This is a genomic window from Blautia sp. BCRC 81119 (assembly GCF_003184505.1).
Classification (GTDB): domain Bacteria; phylum Bacillota; class Clostridia; order Lachnospirales; family Lachnospiraceae; genus Blautia_A; species Blautia_A fusiformis.
This window is the reverse complement of record NZ_QJHD01000010.1, coordinates 1-16321: the sequence shown is the minus strand read 5'-3', so window position 1 is coordinate 16321 and position 16321 is coordinate 1. Positions and strand designations below refer to the sequence as shown.

General features: G+C 42.2%; 16 protein-coding genes and 1 pseudogene. 15 read left to right on the top strand and 2 right to left on the bottom strand.

Going from position 1 to position 16321, the window contains the following annotated elements; genetic code table 11:
• Window positions 1-29: 29 nt before the first annotated feature.
• Entirely contained in the window at window positions 30-1496 is a 1467-nt protein-coding gene (locus tag DMI82_RS07645) for a sensor domain-containing diguanylate cyclase (RefSeq protein WP_110102990.1), read from the top strand.
• 90 nt (window positions 1497-1586) lie between these two features.
• Here the strand turns inward: DMI82_RS07645 and DMI82_RS07640 are convergent, their stop codons facing one another.
• Window positions 1587-2972 (bottom strand): MATE family efflux transporter, encoded by a 1386-nt coding sequence (locus tag DMI82_RS07640; RefSeq protein WP_110102989.1) that lies wholly within the window; start codon window positions 2970-2972, stop codon window positions 1587-1589.
• Window positions 2973-3544: 572 nt separating this feature from the next.
• On the opposite strand from DMI82_RS07640, the gene DMI82_RS07635 reads away from it, so the two are divergent.
• The 14 genes and pseudogenes from DMI82_RS07635 to DMI82_RS07570 all read left to right on the top strand — a co-directional run bounded on the left by DMI82_RS07635 (window position 3545) and on the right by DMI82_RS07570 (window position 16050).
• A complete protein-coding gene (locus DMI82_RS07635) occupies window positions 3545-5011 on the top strand; it encodes an aminotransferase class I/II-fold pyridoxal phosphate-dependent enzyme (protein WP_015524484.1) in 1467 nt (488 codons plus the stop codon).
• Between the two features lie 5 nt (window positions 5012-5016).
• Window positions 5017-5871, top strand: a complete 855-nt coding sequence (speE, locus tag DMI82_RS07630; protein ID WP_015524485.1) for a polyamine aminopropyltransferase — start codon at window positions 5017-5019, stop codon at window positions 5869-5871.
• Window positions 5872-5874: 3 nt separating this feature from the next.
• Window positions 5875-6732 carry an agmatinase gene (gene speB / locus DMI82_RS07625; protein WP_110102988.1) on the top strand — a complete coding sequence of 286 codons (858 nt, stop codon included), beginning with the start codon at window positions 5875-5877 and terminating at the stop codon, window positions 6730-6732.
• 42 nt (window positions 6733-6774) lie between these two features.
• On the top strand, window positions 6775-8034 hold the full coding sequence (locus tag DMI82_RS07620; RefSeq protein ID WP_022426348.1) for a saccharopine dehydrogenase family protein: 1260 nt from the start codon (window positions 6775-6777) through the stop codon (window positions 8032-8034).
• Window positions 8034-9251, top strand: a complete 1218-nt coding sequence (locus DMI82_RS07615; RefSeq protein WP_092070382.1) for a carboxynorspermidine decarboxylase — start codon at window positions 8034-8036, stop codon at window positions 9249-9251. The genes DMI82_RS07620 and DMI82_RS07615 overlap by 1 nt, the downstream gene beginning before the upstream one ends.
• Before the next feature lie 315 nt (window positions 9252-9566).
• On the top strand, window positions 9567-11087 hold the full coding sequence (gene yfcC, locus DMI82_RS07610) for a putative basic amino acid antiporter YfcC (RefSeq protein ID WP_021650661.1): 1521 nt from the start codon (window positions 9567-9569) through the stop codon (window positions 11085-11087).
• A 32-nt stretch (window positions 11088-11119) separates the two neighbouring features.
• On the top strand, window positions 11120-12268 hold the full coding sequence (gene iadA, locus DMI82_RS07605; RefSeq protein WP_110102987.1) for a beta-aspartyl-peptidase: 1149 nt from the start codon (window positions 11120-11122) through the stop codon (window positions 12266-12268).
• An 84-nt stretch (window positions 12269-12352) separates the two neighbouring features.
• Entirely contained in the window at window positions 12353-13387 is a 1035-nt protein-coding gene (locus DMI82_RS07600) for an alcohol dehydrogenase (RefSeq protein WP_015524494.1), read from the top strand.
• Between the two features lie 27 nt (window positions 13388-13414).
• Window positions 13415-13777 carry a hypothetical protein gene (locus tag DMI82_RS07595; RefSeq protein ID WP_110102986.1) on the top strand — a complete coding sequence of 121 codons (363 nt, stop codon included), beginning with the start codon at window positions 13415-13417 and terminating at the stop codon, window positions 13775-13777.
• A 646-nt stretch (window positions 13778-14423) separates the two neighbouring features.
• Window positions 14424-14579, top strand: a pseudogene (locus DMI82_RS20650) (SymE family type I addiction module toxin); the annotation flags it as partial.
• Between the two features lie 210 nt (window positions 14580-14789).
• Window positions 14790-14981, top strand: coding sequence for a DUF6440 family protein (locus DMI82_RS07585; RefSeq protein ID WP_110102984.1), 192 nt, complete (start codon window positions 14790-14792; stop codon window positions 14979-14981).
• A gap of 64 nt (window positions 14982-15045) precedes the next feature.
• Window positions 15046-15393 carry a DUF2116 family Zn-ribbon domain-containing protein gene (locus DMI82_RS07580; protein ID WP_110102983.1) on the top strand — a complete coding sequence of 116 codons (348 nt, stop codon included), beginning with the start codon at window positions 15046-15048 and terminating at the stop codon, window positions 15391-15393.
• A 63-nt stretch (window positions 15394-15456) separates the two neighbouring features.
• Window positions 15457-15648, top strand: a complete 192-nt coding sequence (locus DMI82_RS07575; RefSeq protein WP_110102982.1) for a DUF6019 family protein — start codon at window positions 15457-15459, stop codon at window positions 15646-15648.
• Window positions 15649-15669: 21 nt separating this feature from the next.
• Complete coding sequence (locus tag DMI82_RS07570) at window positions 15670-16050, top strand: DUF4825 domain-containing protein (RefSeq protein WP_110102981.1); 381 nt, start codon at window positions 15670-15672, stop codon at window positions 16048-16050.
• Between the two features lie 25 nt (window positions 16051-16075).
• Here the strand turns inward: DMI82_RS07570 and DMI82_RS20155 are convergent.
• Window positions 16076-16321 (bottom strand): hypothetical protein (locus tag DMI82_RS20155; protein WP_207657400.1); only part of this gene is annotated, 246 nt, incomplete at its 5' end.

Below are 16321 nucleotides of genomic sequence, written 5' to 3'. Positions count from 1 at the left end.
ACAAAAAAGGTTAGATCAGGAGAAAACGTATGAAAAAGAATCACTTTGAATTAAAAAATTATGTTATGGCAACCGGCGTTTTTATCTTGGCGGTTATAGCAGGGATTCTTATTTTTTTCGAGTGTGTGCAGAGGGCTGTACAGGTGAATTCTCAGAATACATTGAAGATAAATGTGCAGAGACAAAGTGAACATTTGCGGACGATACTGGATATTAATTATCAATATCTGAATGAGATTGCCTCTGCAATGGGAAGATCAGAAGAACTTTTTTCAGAAGAAAATAAAGAACGACTGATATCCATTTATGAAAAGACAGACCTGGAGAGGGCTGCTCTTATTGATAAGAATGGAGATGCATACTACGACAATGGAGTAACCAAGAATGTTTCTCATCGCAGATATTTTCAGGAGGCTATCAGTGGAGCGCAGACCATCAGCGATCCCCTGGAAAGCAGTGTGGACCATAAGGTGCGGGTGGTTTTAGGTGTGCCGGTATACAAAGACCATAAAGTGATCGGTGTGTTGGGCGGATCCTGTAATGTTACAGCGCTGAGCCATATGCTTTTTAATGATCTTTTTGATGGAGCGGGAAACAGTCTTCTGGCTACAAGTGATGGAGAGATTATTGCCTTTGACAGTGGTTCGGCGTCTGGTACGGAGATCACATATGGAATCAATCTTTTTAAATATTACGGAGAAAAAAATCTCAAAGGAAAGCATGCTCTTCAGGATATTCAGGAAGATTTTAAAGTTGGCGAAAGTGGTCTGGTGAAGCTTAGTCTCAAAGAGAGAAAAGAAGCAGACCGGTATCTGGCATATATGCCTCTTGGATACAACGACTGGATGATCTGTTATGCAATTCCTGTAAAAAGTGCACAGCAGGCTTATGAATTCATTTCCGGTTATGAAATCCTATTTATGGGAAGCTTCTGTATTCTGGTGCTTCTCCTGCTCCTGTATATTGTTGTAAGAAATAATCAGGAGAAAGCGGAATTGGTGCGTTCTGCCCAGAAGGATGCGCTTACAGGCGTTTATAACAGAGAGAATACGCAGAAGGTGATCGATGCTATTCTGAGAGAAAAAGCTCCGGAAGACTTTCATGGCTTCCTGATCCTGGATATGGATCATTTTAAAGAAGTGAATGATGTTTACGGACATGTCATGGGAGATAATGTATTAAAAATGCTGGGAGGTTTTCTTAAAGAGCAGTTCCGGGAACAGGATGTGATTGGGCGTATCGGCGGGGATGAGTTTGTAATCCTGCTCTGTAATATCGGTTCACGGGAAAATATGGAGAGCAGAATAAAAAAACTTCATGAAAAGCTCAGGGAGATCCGTATGGAAGGCATGGGAGAGCATACATTTACTTTTAGTGCAGGAATTGCTTTTGCACCACAGGATGGAGATACCTTTATGGAACTGTATCAAAAAGCAGATTTTGCCCTTTATCAGGTAAAACGCTCCGGAAGGGATGGCTACCGGATCTATAAATAACAATAAAAAAGACAGAAGATATCCTGAAGAGAAAAAAGGAAATCTTCTGTCTTCTTTTTGTATAAATTGGAATGGGAAGCTTTGATGTCCTTAGGCTTCCGGAATTTTTTGAATGATCGTTCTGTTTATGACAACCAGGAAAGCTACGGACACGATCAGAGAAATGATCTCCGCAATGGGGAAAGACCACCATACTGCGTGAAGTCCGCCGATGGAAGCAAGGATATAAGCAGCAGGTACCAGGACAAACAGCTGACGCATGATAGATACGATCATACTGAATACAGCTTTTCCGAGTGCCTGGAATACAGTTCCCGCAATGATACAGAACCATGCGATCAGATAGTGGATTCCTATGATACGAAGTGCAGGGATTCCGATGGTAAGCATATCTTCGGAAGCACTGAACAGCCCCAGCAGTGTTTTCGGAATAAATTCAAAGGCAAGAAAACCAATGAATGTAAAACAGAATGCGATGAACATGCTGACTTTGACAGTTTTAAGCATACGCTTTCTGTGGCGTGCACCATAATTATAGGCAATGATCGGTGTAATGCCGTTGTTAAGTCCAAATACAGGCATGAAGAAAAAACTCTGCAATTTGAAGTAAACACCAAATACTGCAGTTGCAGTGACTGTAAACTGTACCAGGATCAGATTCATGCAGTAGGTCATGATAGAACTGATGGACTGCATGATGATCGATGGAATACCTACTGCATAAATATGGCCGATGATCTTAAGGTCAGGACGGAAGCCCCTGAAGCTGAGCCGGACTTCATGATTAAATTTATGGTTGCAGATTCCTGCAACGATGCAGGCTACACACTGTCCGATCACAGTAGCTACAGCAGCTCCGGTAACACCCATTTTCGGAGCACCGAACAGACCAAAGATCAGGATCGGGTCAAGGATGATGTTGGTGATGGCACCGCACAGCTGAGAAGTCATGCTGAATATGGTTTTTCCTGTGGATGTGAGCAGACGTTCAAAGAAAAACTGTCCAAGCAGACCAAAGGAGAATATCATAACTGTGCTCAGATATTCAATCCCAAATTTAAGGATCTCAGGGTCTGCGTTATGTACCTGGCTGGCATAAAATGGTTTTACTACTGTAAATCCAAGGATCAGGAAAACCAGATAGCTTAAGCCATACAGGAAAGCAGCATTGCTGGCTGTCCGATCAGCTTTTTTAAAATTCTTTTCTCCAAGGGATTTGGAAAGCAGTGCGTTCATACCCACACCGGTACCTGCACCTACTGCGATCAGAAGTGTCTGCAGTGGAAAAGCCATGGAAACTGCCGTCAGAGCATTTTCGGAAAGCATGGCAACGAAAACACTGTCTACAATATTGTACAATGCCTGCACCAGCATGGAGATCATCATTGGCAGAGACATGTTTAGTACAAGCCTTCCTACGGGCATGGTCCCCATTTTGTTTTCTGCTATGGGAGCAGATGTACTTTTTTGATTCATATTTCCTCCATTTTGTATTTTGTAGTTTTTGACCTAATTATACATATTAGCATGAAAATATGAGGGATTCAAGAAAAGAATATCCTTCTGACATTATTATAAATGGTTCATACTATAAGTATTTAAACGATTTTGATAGTTGACATGAATTTTCAGATATGCTATGATTATGAAGATTTTGAAGGACAAGAAAGAGTCTTTTCAAAGCAATTATTTTGGACCACTCCATTTTGGGGTCAAGGCCATACGGACAGCCGGGTCCACTGCCGCTGATGGTAACTTTGGTTGCCTTATTGATTGAGTTAGAAGCTCAAATTTTATAAGTTGGTTCCTTTGATAACCGTCATGCGCCTGTTGCGCAGACTTGTGAAACGGTCAATAAGAGTAGTAAAAGTATGATTGCTATATAGACTCTGACATATATCATCCGGATTCTGATCTCATGTAAATATGGGGATTCTCATATTTATATGCGATGAAAATAAAATCAGGAAGAATGATCTAAGCAGGTTTACGGTTTTGTATCGGCCTGCTTTTTTTGTGCGGATAAAGGAACTGGAAATGGAGAAGCAATGAACAGAAGTCGTTTTAAACTGGACCAGAATCATGCTCCAATTCATGAAGCTCTGGAAAAATTCCTGCGTATGAGAGTAGTACCTTTCGATGTGCCGGGACATAAAAGAGGGAGAGGAAATCCGGAGCTTACTGAATTTCTGGGACAAAAATGTGTAGGTGTGGATGTAAACAGCATGAAGCCGCTTGATAATCTCTGTCATCCCGTATCTGTGATCCGGGAGGCGGAAGAGCTGGCAGCAGATGCCTTTGGAGCAGCGCATGCATTTCTTATGGTTGGAGGAACTACAAGCTCAGTACAGACTATGGTGCTAACAGCCTGTAAGAGGGGGGATGAGATCATTCTTCCCCGAAATGTCCACAGAAGTGTGCTGAATGCGCTGGTTCTGTGCGGAGCAATCCCGGTCTATGTGAATCCGGAGGTGGATCAGAGACTTGGGATTTCTCTTGGAATGCGACGTGAACAGGTGGCAAAGGCAATTAAGGAGCACCCAAATGCGGTGGCTGTGCTGGTGAACAATCCCACCTATTATGGAATCTGCAGTGATCTTCGCGCAATTGTACGCATGGCTCATGAAGCAGGAATGCTGTGTCTGGCAGATGAGGCACATGGAACCCATTTTTATTTTGGCGGAGGTCTGCCGGTTTCGGCAATGGCAGCCGGTGCAGATATGGCGTCTGTATCCATGCATAAAAGCGGCGGAAGCCTGACCCAGTCCAGCCTTCTTCTTACAGGACCAGGTGTTCATGCCGGTTATGTCCGTCAGATCATCAATCTGACTCAGACTACTTCAGGCAGCTATCTTCTGATGTCAAGTCTTGACATTTCGCGCCGGAATCTTGCACAGCGAGGACGCCAGATTTTTCATCAGGTAGCAGATATGGCAGAGTATGCAAGGGAAGAGATCAATGCTATTGGCGGCTATTATGCATTTGGAAAAGAGCTGGTGAATGGAGATTCGGTTTTTGATTTTGACATTACGAAATTAAGTGTACATACCCTGGATATCGGACTTGCAGGGATCGAGGTTTACGATATACTGAGAGATGAATATGATATTCAGATCGAATTTGGTGATATTGGAAATATTCTGGCTTATCTGTCGATCGGAGATCGTGCCCAGGAAATAGAGCGGCTGGTAAGTGCTCTTGCGGAGATCCGCAGGCGATTCCAAAAGGATAAATCAGGATTGCTGGATCAGGAATATATCGATCCTCAGGTAGTGACAAGTCCTCAGGAAGCTTTTTATGCAGAAAAATGCAGCCTTCCTCTCAGAGAAACCGAAGGCAAAGTATGCAGCGAGTTTGTAATGTGTTATCCTCCGGGAATCCCGATTTTGGCTCCGGGGGAACGAATCACTCCGGAAATCCTGGATTATATTGAATATGCCAAGGCAAAAGGATGCAATATGACAGGCCCTGAAGATCCGGATATATTGCGTTTAAACGTACTGGCAGGGAGGTAAAGAAAATGGAAATGTGGTTTTCGGAATTTCATACACCGGATGTGAAGCATAGTATCCGGGTAAACCGTCAGCTTTATTCAAAGCAGAGTGACTATCAGAGAATTGATATTTTTGAGACACCGGAATTTGGCAGGGTGCTCACACTGGACGGTAATGTAATGCTCACAGAGCGTGACGAATTTATTTATGACGAAATGATCACTCATGTACCTATGGCTATTCACAAAGAAGCCAAAGATATTCTTGTGATCGGAGCAGGAGACGGCGGAGTTGTACGTGAACTGACCAGGTATGACCGTGTCAGCCATATTGATCTGGTAGAGATGGATCCTATGGTAGTAGAAGCCTGTCGCGCATATCTTCCGGGAAATGCCTGCAGGCTGGATGACAGGAGAGTGCACCTTCATTATGAAAATGCGTTGAAATATATACGCCGCTGCGAAAATAAATATGATCTTATTATTGTAGATTCCTCGGATCCCTTTGGCCCATCGGAGGGATTATTTACCCGTGAATTTTACGGAAACTGCTATAATGCGCTGAAGGCGGATGGAATCATGGTTAATCAGCAGGGAAGTCCTTTTTATTCCGAGGATGCGCATGCCATGCAGCGCAGTCACAAAAGAATTGCCAGTACTTTCCAGATCAGCCGTGTTTACCAGGCTCATATTCCTACCTTTGCTGCCGGCTACTGGCTGTTTGGCTTTGCAAGTAAAAAATATCATCCTGTGGATGACCTGGATTCGAAGGCATGGAATTCACTGAATCTTCGTACCCGTTACTATACTACAAGGCTTCACAAAGGTGCATTTTATCTTCCGGCTTTTCTGGAGGAAATGCTTCAGGAGGTGGAGGACTGATTTATGATCTTACCAAATATTGAAAATTTTATCGGTTGTGACAGCAGCTTTGAGGAAGCAGAAATTGTTCTTTACGGAGCTCCCTTTGATTCGACCACAAGCTTTCGTCCGGGAGCCAGGTTCGGTCCTTCTGCCATTCGTCATGAAAGCTTTGGACTGGAAACCTACAGCCCTTATCAGGATCGTGACCTTATGGATATCCGGGTATTTGACAGTGGAGATCTGGAGCTTTGCTTCGGCAGCAGTGAAAAGGCGCTTGCTGATATACAGGATCGTGCAGAGGAAATCCTGAAAGAGGGAAAAATGCCGCTGCTTCTGGGGGGAGAGCATCTGGTGACACTGGCTGCTGTGAGAGCTGTCGCCGGGAGATATTCGGGACTTCATATTATTCATTTTGATGCGCACGCAGATTTAAGAGACGATTATCTTGGTGCCTATTTAAGTCATGCGTGTGTTATCCGCAGATGCTATGATATTCTGGGAGATGGGAGGATACATCAGTTTTGTATCCGAAGCGGTGAGAGAGAAGAATTCCGGTTTGCAAAAGAGCATACAGATTTTCATCCCTTTACCTTTGAAGGCCTGGAAGAAACCGTACAGGAATTGGCCAGGAAGCAGGTTCCGGTATATTTTACCATTGATCTGGACTGTCTGGATCCATCTGTATTTCCGGGAACCGGTACACCGGAGGCAGGAGGCGTAAGCTTCCTTGAATTGCTCGCTGCTATCCGGAAGGTATCAGAATTAAATATTGTGGGAGCAGATGTCAATGAGCTGGCACCTATGCTGGATCCAAGCGGTGTTTCCACAGCTACAGCATGTAAGGTGGTCAGGGAACTGCTGCTGGCGGTGGCAAAATAAAAACAGTTACGAAAATTGAGTATAAAAAAGGAGACAAAAAACATGAGCAGAGTACTTGTAATCGGCTGCGGCGGAGTAGCCAGTGTAGCAATTCAGAAGTGTTGTCAGGCAGATACTGTATTTACAGAACTGTGTATAGCAAGCAGGACAAAAGAAAAATGTGATGCACTTGCCCGGAAACTGGAAGGAAAAACAAAAACAGTTATTACCACCGCAAAGGTGGATGCGGATGATGTAAACCAGCTGATCCAGCTGATCAATAGTTACAAACCGGATCTGGTAATGAACATTGCGCTTCCGTATCAGGATCTGACCATCATGGATGCATGTCTGGCATGTGGTGTAAACTATATGGATACGGCAAACTATGAGCCGGAGGATACGGATGATCCCAAATGGCGTGCTATTTACGAAAAACGCTGCAAGGAAGCGGGATTTTCCGCATATTTTGATTATTCCTGGCAGTGGGCATACCGGAAGAAATTTGAAGAGGCAGGACTTACAGCACTTCTTGGCTGCGGATTTGACCCGGGTGTTACCCAGGCATATTGTGCATATGCATTAAAGCATGAGTTCGACCAGATCGATACCATTGATATTCTGGACTGCAATGGAGGAGACCATGGATATGCATTTGCAACCAACTTTAATCCGGAAATCAATCTTCGTGAGGTAAGTGCGCCCGGAAGCTACTGGGAGAATGGACATTGGGTGGAAATTCCTCCGATGGCGATCAAGCGGGAATATGATTTTGATCAGGTCGGCGATAAAGATATGTATCTTCTGCATCACGAGGAGATCGAGTCCCTTGCCCAGACAATTCCGGGAGTAAAGAGAATCCGTTTCTTTATGACCTTCGGACAGAGCTATCTGGATCACATGCGCTGTCTGGAGGATGTGGGAATGCTTTCTACTACTCCGATCAACTATAATGGACAGGAAATCGTTCCTATCCAGTTTTTGAAGGCTCTTCTCCCGGATCCGGCCAGCCTGGGTCCACGTACTAAGGGAAAAACTAATATTGGCTGCATTTTCACCGGGGTAAAGGATGGAAAAGAGAAAACCTATTATATTTATAATGTTTGTGACCACCAGGAATGTTATAAAGAGGTTGGAAGTCAGGCAATCAGCTATACGACAGGCGTTCCGGCTATGTGCGGAGCATTAATGATGCTTACCGGAAAATGGATCCGCCCGGGAGTGTACACAGTAGAAGAATTTGACCCGGATCCGTTCCTGGAAGCACTTGACAAATATGGACTTCCACGCAGCGAAAATCATGATCCGGAGCTGGTGGATTAATGGAAAGAACAGATACAAGACCACCCTTTGCAGCGTCCGGCGGAATTATTCCGCCGGAGCTGCGGAAGATCAAAACACCTTGTTATGTTCTCGACGAAGCGGCACTTATAAAAAATGCAGAATTAATGGGGAATATTGCCAAGAGAACAGGCTGCAAAATGCTCCTGGCACAGAAGGCTTTCAGTAATTATGACTGCTATCATCTTTTGGAACCATATTTGACAGGAACAGAAGCAAGCGGACTGTACGAAGCCAGGCTTGGTGCCCAGGAGATGCCCGGAAAAGAGGTACATGTATTTTGCGCCGGATATCGTGAGGATGAATTTGAGGAGCTGCTTAGCTTTGCAGATCATATAGTGTTTAACTCTCCTTCTCAGCTTCTTCGCTTTGGAAAAAGAGTGAAGGAGGCCGGGAAAAGTGCAGGGCTTCGGATCAATCCGGAATGCTCTACCCAGGAGGGGCATGCTATTTATGATCCCTGTGCCCCAGGCAGCCGCATGGGTACCACAAGAGCACAATGGGAGACTGCTGTGAGAAAGCATCCGGAGCTGATCGGATTATTGGATGGTATTCATTTTCACACCCTTTGTGAGCAGGACTCTTCTGATCTGGAAACTACTCTTACAGCAGTAAAGACGAAATTCGGAGATCTGATTTCTCAGATGAAATGGCTGAACCTGGGAGGTGGACATCATATTACAAGACCAGGCTATGATATTGCACGGCTTGAGAAGTGCATTAGAGCAGCAAAGGAAGAATGGAAGGTAGATGTTTATCTGGAGCCCGGAGAGGCATGGGCCTTAAATGCAGGATTCTTTTTGACAACTGTTCTGGATGTGCTGCAAAATGGTGATACCCGGCTTGCAATTTTGGATGGAAGTGCTGCCTGTCATATGCCGGATGTTCTGGAAATGCCTTATCGTCCTCCTCTTCTTGGAGCAGATGAACCGGGAGAAAATGCAGTCACAATCCGGCTCGGAGGACCAACCTGCCTGTCAGGAGATATCATAGGAGATTACAGCTTTTCAGAGCCGTTGAAGTACGGAGATATCCTCATGTTTGGTGATATGGCCATTTATACAACCTGCAAGAACAATACCTTTAATGGAATGCCTTTGCCTGATATATGGCTGAGACATGGCGATAAAACCATGGAACGTCTTACTGATTTTGGGTATGAAGATTTTAAAGGCAGACTTGGACGCTGCAGGAAATAAGAGCAGTTTTTTTGAAAAATAATATTGACAGGTTTAATGAAAAATGGTGCTGAACATAATATCCAACATCATTTTTTTATATAGTCTGGTCCAATGATCATAATCTGACATGGTGTAGCTATTGGTGTCATAAATACAGGAAATACTGGGATTATTTCATGTTTCAAAAAGGTGTGGATCTGCATTTGGTTAAGATGATTTGACAGGTTCTTATAAAATAAATAAATTTGATAAAATATGTAAAGTTTTAGTTGGATTTTAAGCATTTTGTGGTACACTAATATAGTATATCAAAAATGGGAGGGAGATTCAAAAATGAGCAAAAACGAAGGAAAAGGGTTAAAGTCTTTTAACAAGGGATTCCAAGTGCCTGATACCTACATTATCATCTTTTTTGTAGTTGTTTTCGCAGCACTTATGACATTTCTTGTACCAAAGGGATTTTACGAAACACAGGATATTTCATATATGATCAATGGTGTTGAGAAAACCCGTACAGTAATCAAAGACGGAAGTTTCCAGTATCTGACAGATGATACAGGAAATGTAGTAACAGAAGGAGTAGCACTCTTTAGTGGAGATGGTGGAACAGGATTTTTTAACTATATGTATAACGGAATCGTAAATAGTTCTGCAATCGAGATTATCGCATTTCTTATGGTAGTAGGTGGTGCATTCGGTATCATGATCCGTACAGGTGCGATTGAATCCGGATTGATCGGATTGATCCGTAAGGCAGAGGGAGCAGAAAAACTACTGATTCCGATACTTTTCGTACTGTTTTCTCTTGGTGGAGCAGTTTTCGGGATGGGAGAAGAAGCGCTTCCGTTTACTATGATTCTTTGTCCGTTGTTTGTAGCAGTTGGATATGATTCAGTTATCGCAGTTCTTGTTACTTATGTTGCAACACAGATTGGTTTTGGTTCATCTTGGATGAATCCATTCTCTGTAGGTATTGCACAGGGTATTGCAGGTATTGACGTATTCTCCGGAGCAGGATTCCGTATGGTAATGTGGGTAGTATTTACAGCACTCGGCTGTGGAATGACTATGTTCTATGCATCAAAGATCAAAAAGACTCCGACAATCTCAATCGCATATAAGACTGATTCATATTTCCGTGAGCAGAATGAAAAAACAGGAATTGACGAAGGACATTCATTTGGTCTTGGACACATTTTAGTTCTTCTGACACTGGCTGCTACAGTAGTATGGGTAGTTTGGGGAGTTATGACTCAAGGATACTACATGCCGGAGATTGCTACACAGTTCTTTATTATGGGAATTGTTTCCGGTGTGATCGGAGTTATCTTTAAACTGAACGATATGAAACTAAATGATATTGCAATATCATTCAAAGATGGGGCAAAAGATCTGATTGGTGCTGCACTTGTTGTTGCTATGGCACAGGGTATCATGCAGGTTCTTGGTGGATCTGATCCGACCACACCTACAGTTATCAATACAATTATGTATAATATTTCAAATGCATTGTCTGGAGTTTCCGGAGCGGTTGCAGCAGTACTTATGTATCTGTTCCAGTCCGTATTTAACTTCTTTGTTGTATCCGGAACAGGACAGGCTGCGATCACAATGCCGATCATGGCTCCACTGTCAGACCTGTTAGGTGTTTCACGACAGACAGCTGTAGTTGCATTCCAGCTTGGTGATGCATTTACAAATCTGATTGTTCCTACATCCGGATGTCTGATCGGATCTCTTGCAATTGCAAAGATCGAGTGGTCTAACTGGATTAAATTCATGTGGAAATTCCTTGGCGTCTTAATGATTGGTGCAATCATTACAGTTCTTATTGCAGTTGGGATTGGATTCTAAAACATGCATTGGATAATTGGGAGTGATTTATGATGAAATTAATTCAGAATATTGATGTTTATGATCCACAGCATCTGGGGAAAAAAGATGTACTTGTGATCAATGATAAGATTGTTAAGATTAAAGATCCAGGTTCTATATCCGCAGACGGATTTCTTTCTGAGGCAGAAATGATCAATGGAGAGGGGTTACTTTTAACTCCGGGATTCATTGATAGTCATGTTCATGTACTAGGAGGCGGTGGCGAAGGTGGATTCGCCAATCGTACTCCAGAAGCAACTATGGAAGGACTTACGAAGTTTGGAGTAACAACAGTTGTTGGCTGTCTTGGAACAGATGGGATCGGTCGTGATATATGTGCACTGGTTGCAAAGACAAAAGGATTGAATGAGCAGGGAATGTCTGCATACTGTTATACAGGCAGTTATCAGATTCCGGTTCGTACGTTGACTGACAGTATTGTGAAAGATATTATGATGATTCAGGAAATCATTGGAACTGGAGAAATCGCGATCTCTGATCATCGGTCTTCACAGCCGACTTTTGAGGAATTTGTACGTGTCGTTGCGGATACAAGACTTGGTGGTGTTCTTTCCGGGAAAGCTGGTATTGTAAATGTTCATCTTGGTGACAGTCCGAGATGCTTAGATCTTATTGAACGGGTGGTAGATGAGACAGAGATACCGGCTTCTCAAATATTGCCAACACATATCAATCGAAATGAGCTGCTTTTCTGCAAGTCAATGGAATATGCGCTGAAAGGCGGAGCAGTAGATTTTACCGGAAATGAAGATATTGACTATTGGGAAACTATCTGTGATGAGGTACGAGTATGTAATGGTATCAAACGGATGTTAGATGCAGGAGTAAATCCTAACCGCATGACAATTTCTTCTGATGGACAGGGAAGCCTTCCGATGTACAGTAGTGATGGCGAATTCCTTGGAATGGGCGTTGGACAGTCCAGCTGCCTTCTGAAGGAAGTTAAAGAGTGTGTGTTTAAAGCGGATATCCCGTTGGAAATTGCACTTTCAACAATAACATCCAATCCGGCAGAAATCCTTCGCCTTAATGGAAAAGGAAAGATTGAAGAGGGCTATGATGCGGATCTTTGTATCCTGGATCAGGACCTGCAGCTTGTTGAGGTAATAGCAAGAGGTAAAACAGTGTATACAAAATAGAATCAGAAATATCCGGTATAAGAACAGATGTGTTCCGTACCGGATATTTTACTAGCATACATTCTAATAGATGGGGGCAAAATAATGCTGACTTATACATATGTTTCAAAGGGAAAATTTGAACTAATGGAAAAACCGAAACCAGTGCTCATGCATGAACGAGATGCCATTGTAAAGGTGACACTGGCCAGCATCTGTTCCAGTGACCTGCATATTAAACACGGAAGTGTTCCGCGTGCAGTCCCGGGAATTACAGTTGGCCATGAGATGGTAGGTATTGTTGAGGCAGTCGGTTCTAAGGTGACGCATGTAAAACCGGGAGACCGGGTGACTGTAAATGTAGAAACCTTTTGCGGAGAGTGTTTTTTCTGTAAGAAAGGATATGTAAACAATTGTACCGACAAGAATGGTGGCTGGGCACTTGGCTGTCGTATCGATGGGGGACAGGCAGAATATGTCCGGGTTCCTTTTGCAGATCAGGGATTGAATAAAATCCCGGAAGGTGTTACGGACAGACAGGCTTTACTGGTAGGAGATGTTCTTGCTACTGGTTATTGGGCAGCACGTATTTCTGAAATCACAGAGGAAGATACTGTACTAATCATTGGAGCCGGTCCAACGGGAATATGTACTTTACTTAGTGTTATGCTGAAAAATCCAGCGAAGATCATTATATGTGAAAAGGACGAGACACGTATTCGCTTTATTAATGAGCATTATCCGGAGATTCTTACTGTTTCACCGGAAGACTGTAAAGAGTTTGTTAAGACTAATAGTGAGCATGGTGGAGCTGATGCAGTCCTTGAAGTTGCCGGAGCAGAATCGACATTTAAACTGGCGTGGGAATGTGCCCGACCAAATGCAATCGTGACAGTGGTTGCGCTTTACGATAAAGCGCAGATGTTACCACTCCCAGATATGTATGGTAAAAATCTCACTTTTAAAACAGGTGGAGTGGATGGCTGCGATTGCGAAGAAATTCTGAAGCTGATATCAGAAGGTAAGATCAACACGGAACCGCTGATTACGCATACATATCCGTTAAACAGGATTGAAGAGGCATATGAATTGTTCGAAAATAAGAGAGATGGTGTGATTAAAGTAGCAGTGGAATGCTGAGAAACAGGTACGGGAGGCTGAACAATAGTGAGTTTATCACAAGTAATTTTACCCGTGATCATAATGCTTATTATTGGGATAATCTGCAGAGAGAAAAAACTGATCCGCCCAGAGGGAATTGAAGGACTTCAGGCATTGGTTATGAATTTTACACTTCTAATCTCATTGTTTTATACTTTTTATCGGGCAAGTATTAAAGCAGATACTGTGATATTTCCAGTTACCTTCTTCGGAGTGACCGCAGGTGGGATTTTTGCAGGAAGGCTGCTTTGTAAACTTGTAAAAGAAAAGGATATCTATTTTCCCTTTACACTGACAGGATATGAGGCTGGAATGCTGGGATATGCTTTGTTTGGTATTCTGCTTGGAAATGATAAGATCACGCAATAACTTGCTTAATCTTGCCCCATTTTGCCAAGATGGCAGCTAAAACACACATTTCACAAATCCCCGAAATCCATTGCAAAACAGGGCATTTCCGGGCAAATCAAGGAGAAATAAAACAATGATAAAAATATTTTTCATCTGCCACGGCAGAACTCCATGACTACTCGCAATCCTCGGAATAATGGGGCAAACTGGGGCATAATTTGGCGTCCGCCGGGGGTGAGACTACCAGGAGACTACAAATAAACGACTTTAAATTCGGGAATGTAGGGGCAATCGTTAATCGGGTATATATTGTATGCACCCCTTGCTGATAATCGTTAATCGGGTTCTACCAGGTGACTACTACACTTCAAAATTAAAAGTTTTCTTTCCATAATATATGGATTTGTTCTCTTGCACCGCCCATGTGGAGACTGTGTGCCTTTTGGGCAAACGAAAACCAGATGCCAAGGTAAAAATAGGCATTGATATGGATGATTATTACCGTATCAGGGAGAATGCTGAAAGCAAATAAACCTTTACAAAACTGAATAATACACTGAAACAAAGCAAGACAGAAGCTGTTGATGCGTTAGAAGATAACGTGTCAGCGGCTTTTTCTTTTTATCTGAAAATCTATTAGTCAAATTTGAAAGGAGTCAATTCTATGGCAAAGAAAAATGTAAGAAATATGAAGGTTTGTGGACAGAGCGGTTATAAATATGAGACAGTTCCGGCAATTACATTAAAAGGAAAATGGCTGGAAGAACTGGGATTTCATCTTGGAGATTATGTGCGGGTGAAATGTGAAAATGGTCAGCTGATTATCACGCCGGATGTGAATCTGCTGACTATCGGGATGGTGAACGATATGTTTGTGGAGAGCCGGAACGATGAGTATAAGGGATGGAGACAGGTTGCCACACAGGAGGATTTTGACAGGTTTTGATTTGATGAAATGTGGTGACAGGATGATTCAGAAAGGGTATAATGGGTTTATCAAAATTTAACGCTTGAGAAAAGAGGAGTAAACATGGCAAAGAAAGAAGAAAGATTTGAAGTTATATTTAAAGACGGAAGTATGCTTAAAGATGAAGGAATTCGTCAAATTCTTGTAGATAAGGAGACTGGGGTTAACTACCTTTGTTGGAACTCCGGACTTGGAGCCAGTATTACACCTCTTCTGGATTCTGAAGGAAAAGTCATAGTTACAAAGCAAATTTAAGTTTGGAGAATTGAGAAAATCGTGAGCTGTTGAATGAATTTTTGAGGATTACCGAGGAAACAGTATGAAAAAATGTAAATATTGTGGAAAAAAATTAAATGACAATTTTGAGTTTTGTAACAGCAAATGTGAAAATTGTTATGAAAAGATGGTGGATAAAGACAGCCATAAAATCAAGTATTTTATATTAGGCATTATTTTGGGCTTCTTAGTTATGTTTTATGGCATTATTTCTAACAATAATGTCTTAATAGGAATTGGAATTATAGTAATGGGTATAGATGTTGTTTTATTGCCATTTACAACTCCCGAAACAATAAATTTTCTAGGATATAAAAAGTCGAAATTTGCAGGAAGAATATCAGGTATATTGCTTATAGTAGTTGGAGTATGGATGTGGTTTATTCAATGATAAATCCCAGCCTGCAAAGTTGAAAATAAATTGAAAGTCACGAAATCGGAGGAGTTAATGATTATGTGGAATGAATTAGGCATAAGTGGAGGAACCGCAATTGTTATTTTGATCGCACTGTATTTCGTTATCAAATGGGCAGTGAAAAATGGTATCAAAGAAGCCTACAGCGCCATCACTGGAAAGAAAACTGATGAAGATGTCAGAAACGAAAAAGAACTGAAAGAACTCGGATTTGAGTTAGAAGATAAATAAAAATTTTCAGGTGGTGTTTCTATGAAGAAAAAAGTACTTGCAATTATGTTAGTTACGGTATCAATAATGTTGATTTCGACGTGCGGGAAAAAAGAAAAACTGTACGAAATTCTTGATCTGTCGCAGTATAAGACAGATTATGTAGGAGATTCTTCGAATGTTATAAATATTGTAAGTAGTCAAGAGTATCCGGAGGGATATTCATATGACAGTATAGAGATACAGTCTGAAACAGAGCCTTATGGATTAACCGTTTTTCTAAAAGATGAGCCGTCTGCATCCAGGATTGAAGATGAATTGCAGGTTAATGCAGATATGACATTTAACTTGATTGGTAATTTGGGAACACTTGATTATAGAATTGCAGACAGCAAAGAAATCATTGCATCGTATGAACGGTAGAGAGATTGTTCTACAACTTTCAGTTCTATTGATTTAATAAAAGAAGATATGGAAAGCATTTGTTAGGAATGGCAGATGCTTTTTTTGTGCCCGGAGTGATCCGGGTATTTTTGTGCCTTTTTTTATGGGATTTAGGGGGTGAGCCGTATGGCAGGGTAAGCGTCCAATAAGAGGGTGTATCGAAATTTCTGGCTGTTGCATGTAAACTATTGATTAGAGTTTTGGGAGTTGACTCTAAAAACTCTAAATCTAATCTAAGGAGCAGGCTTAT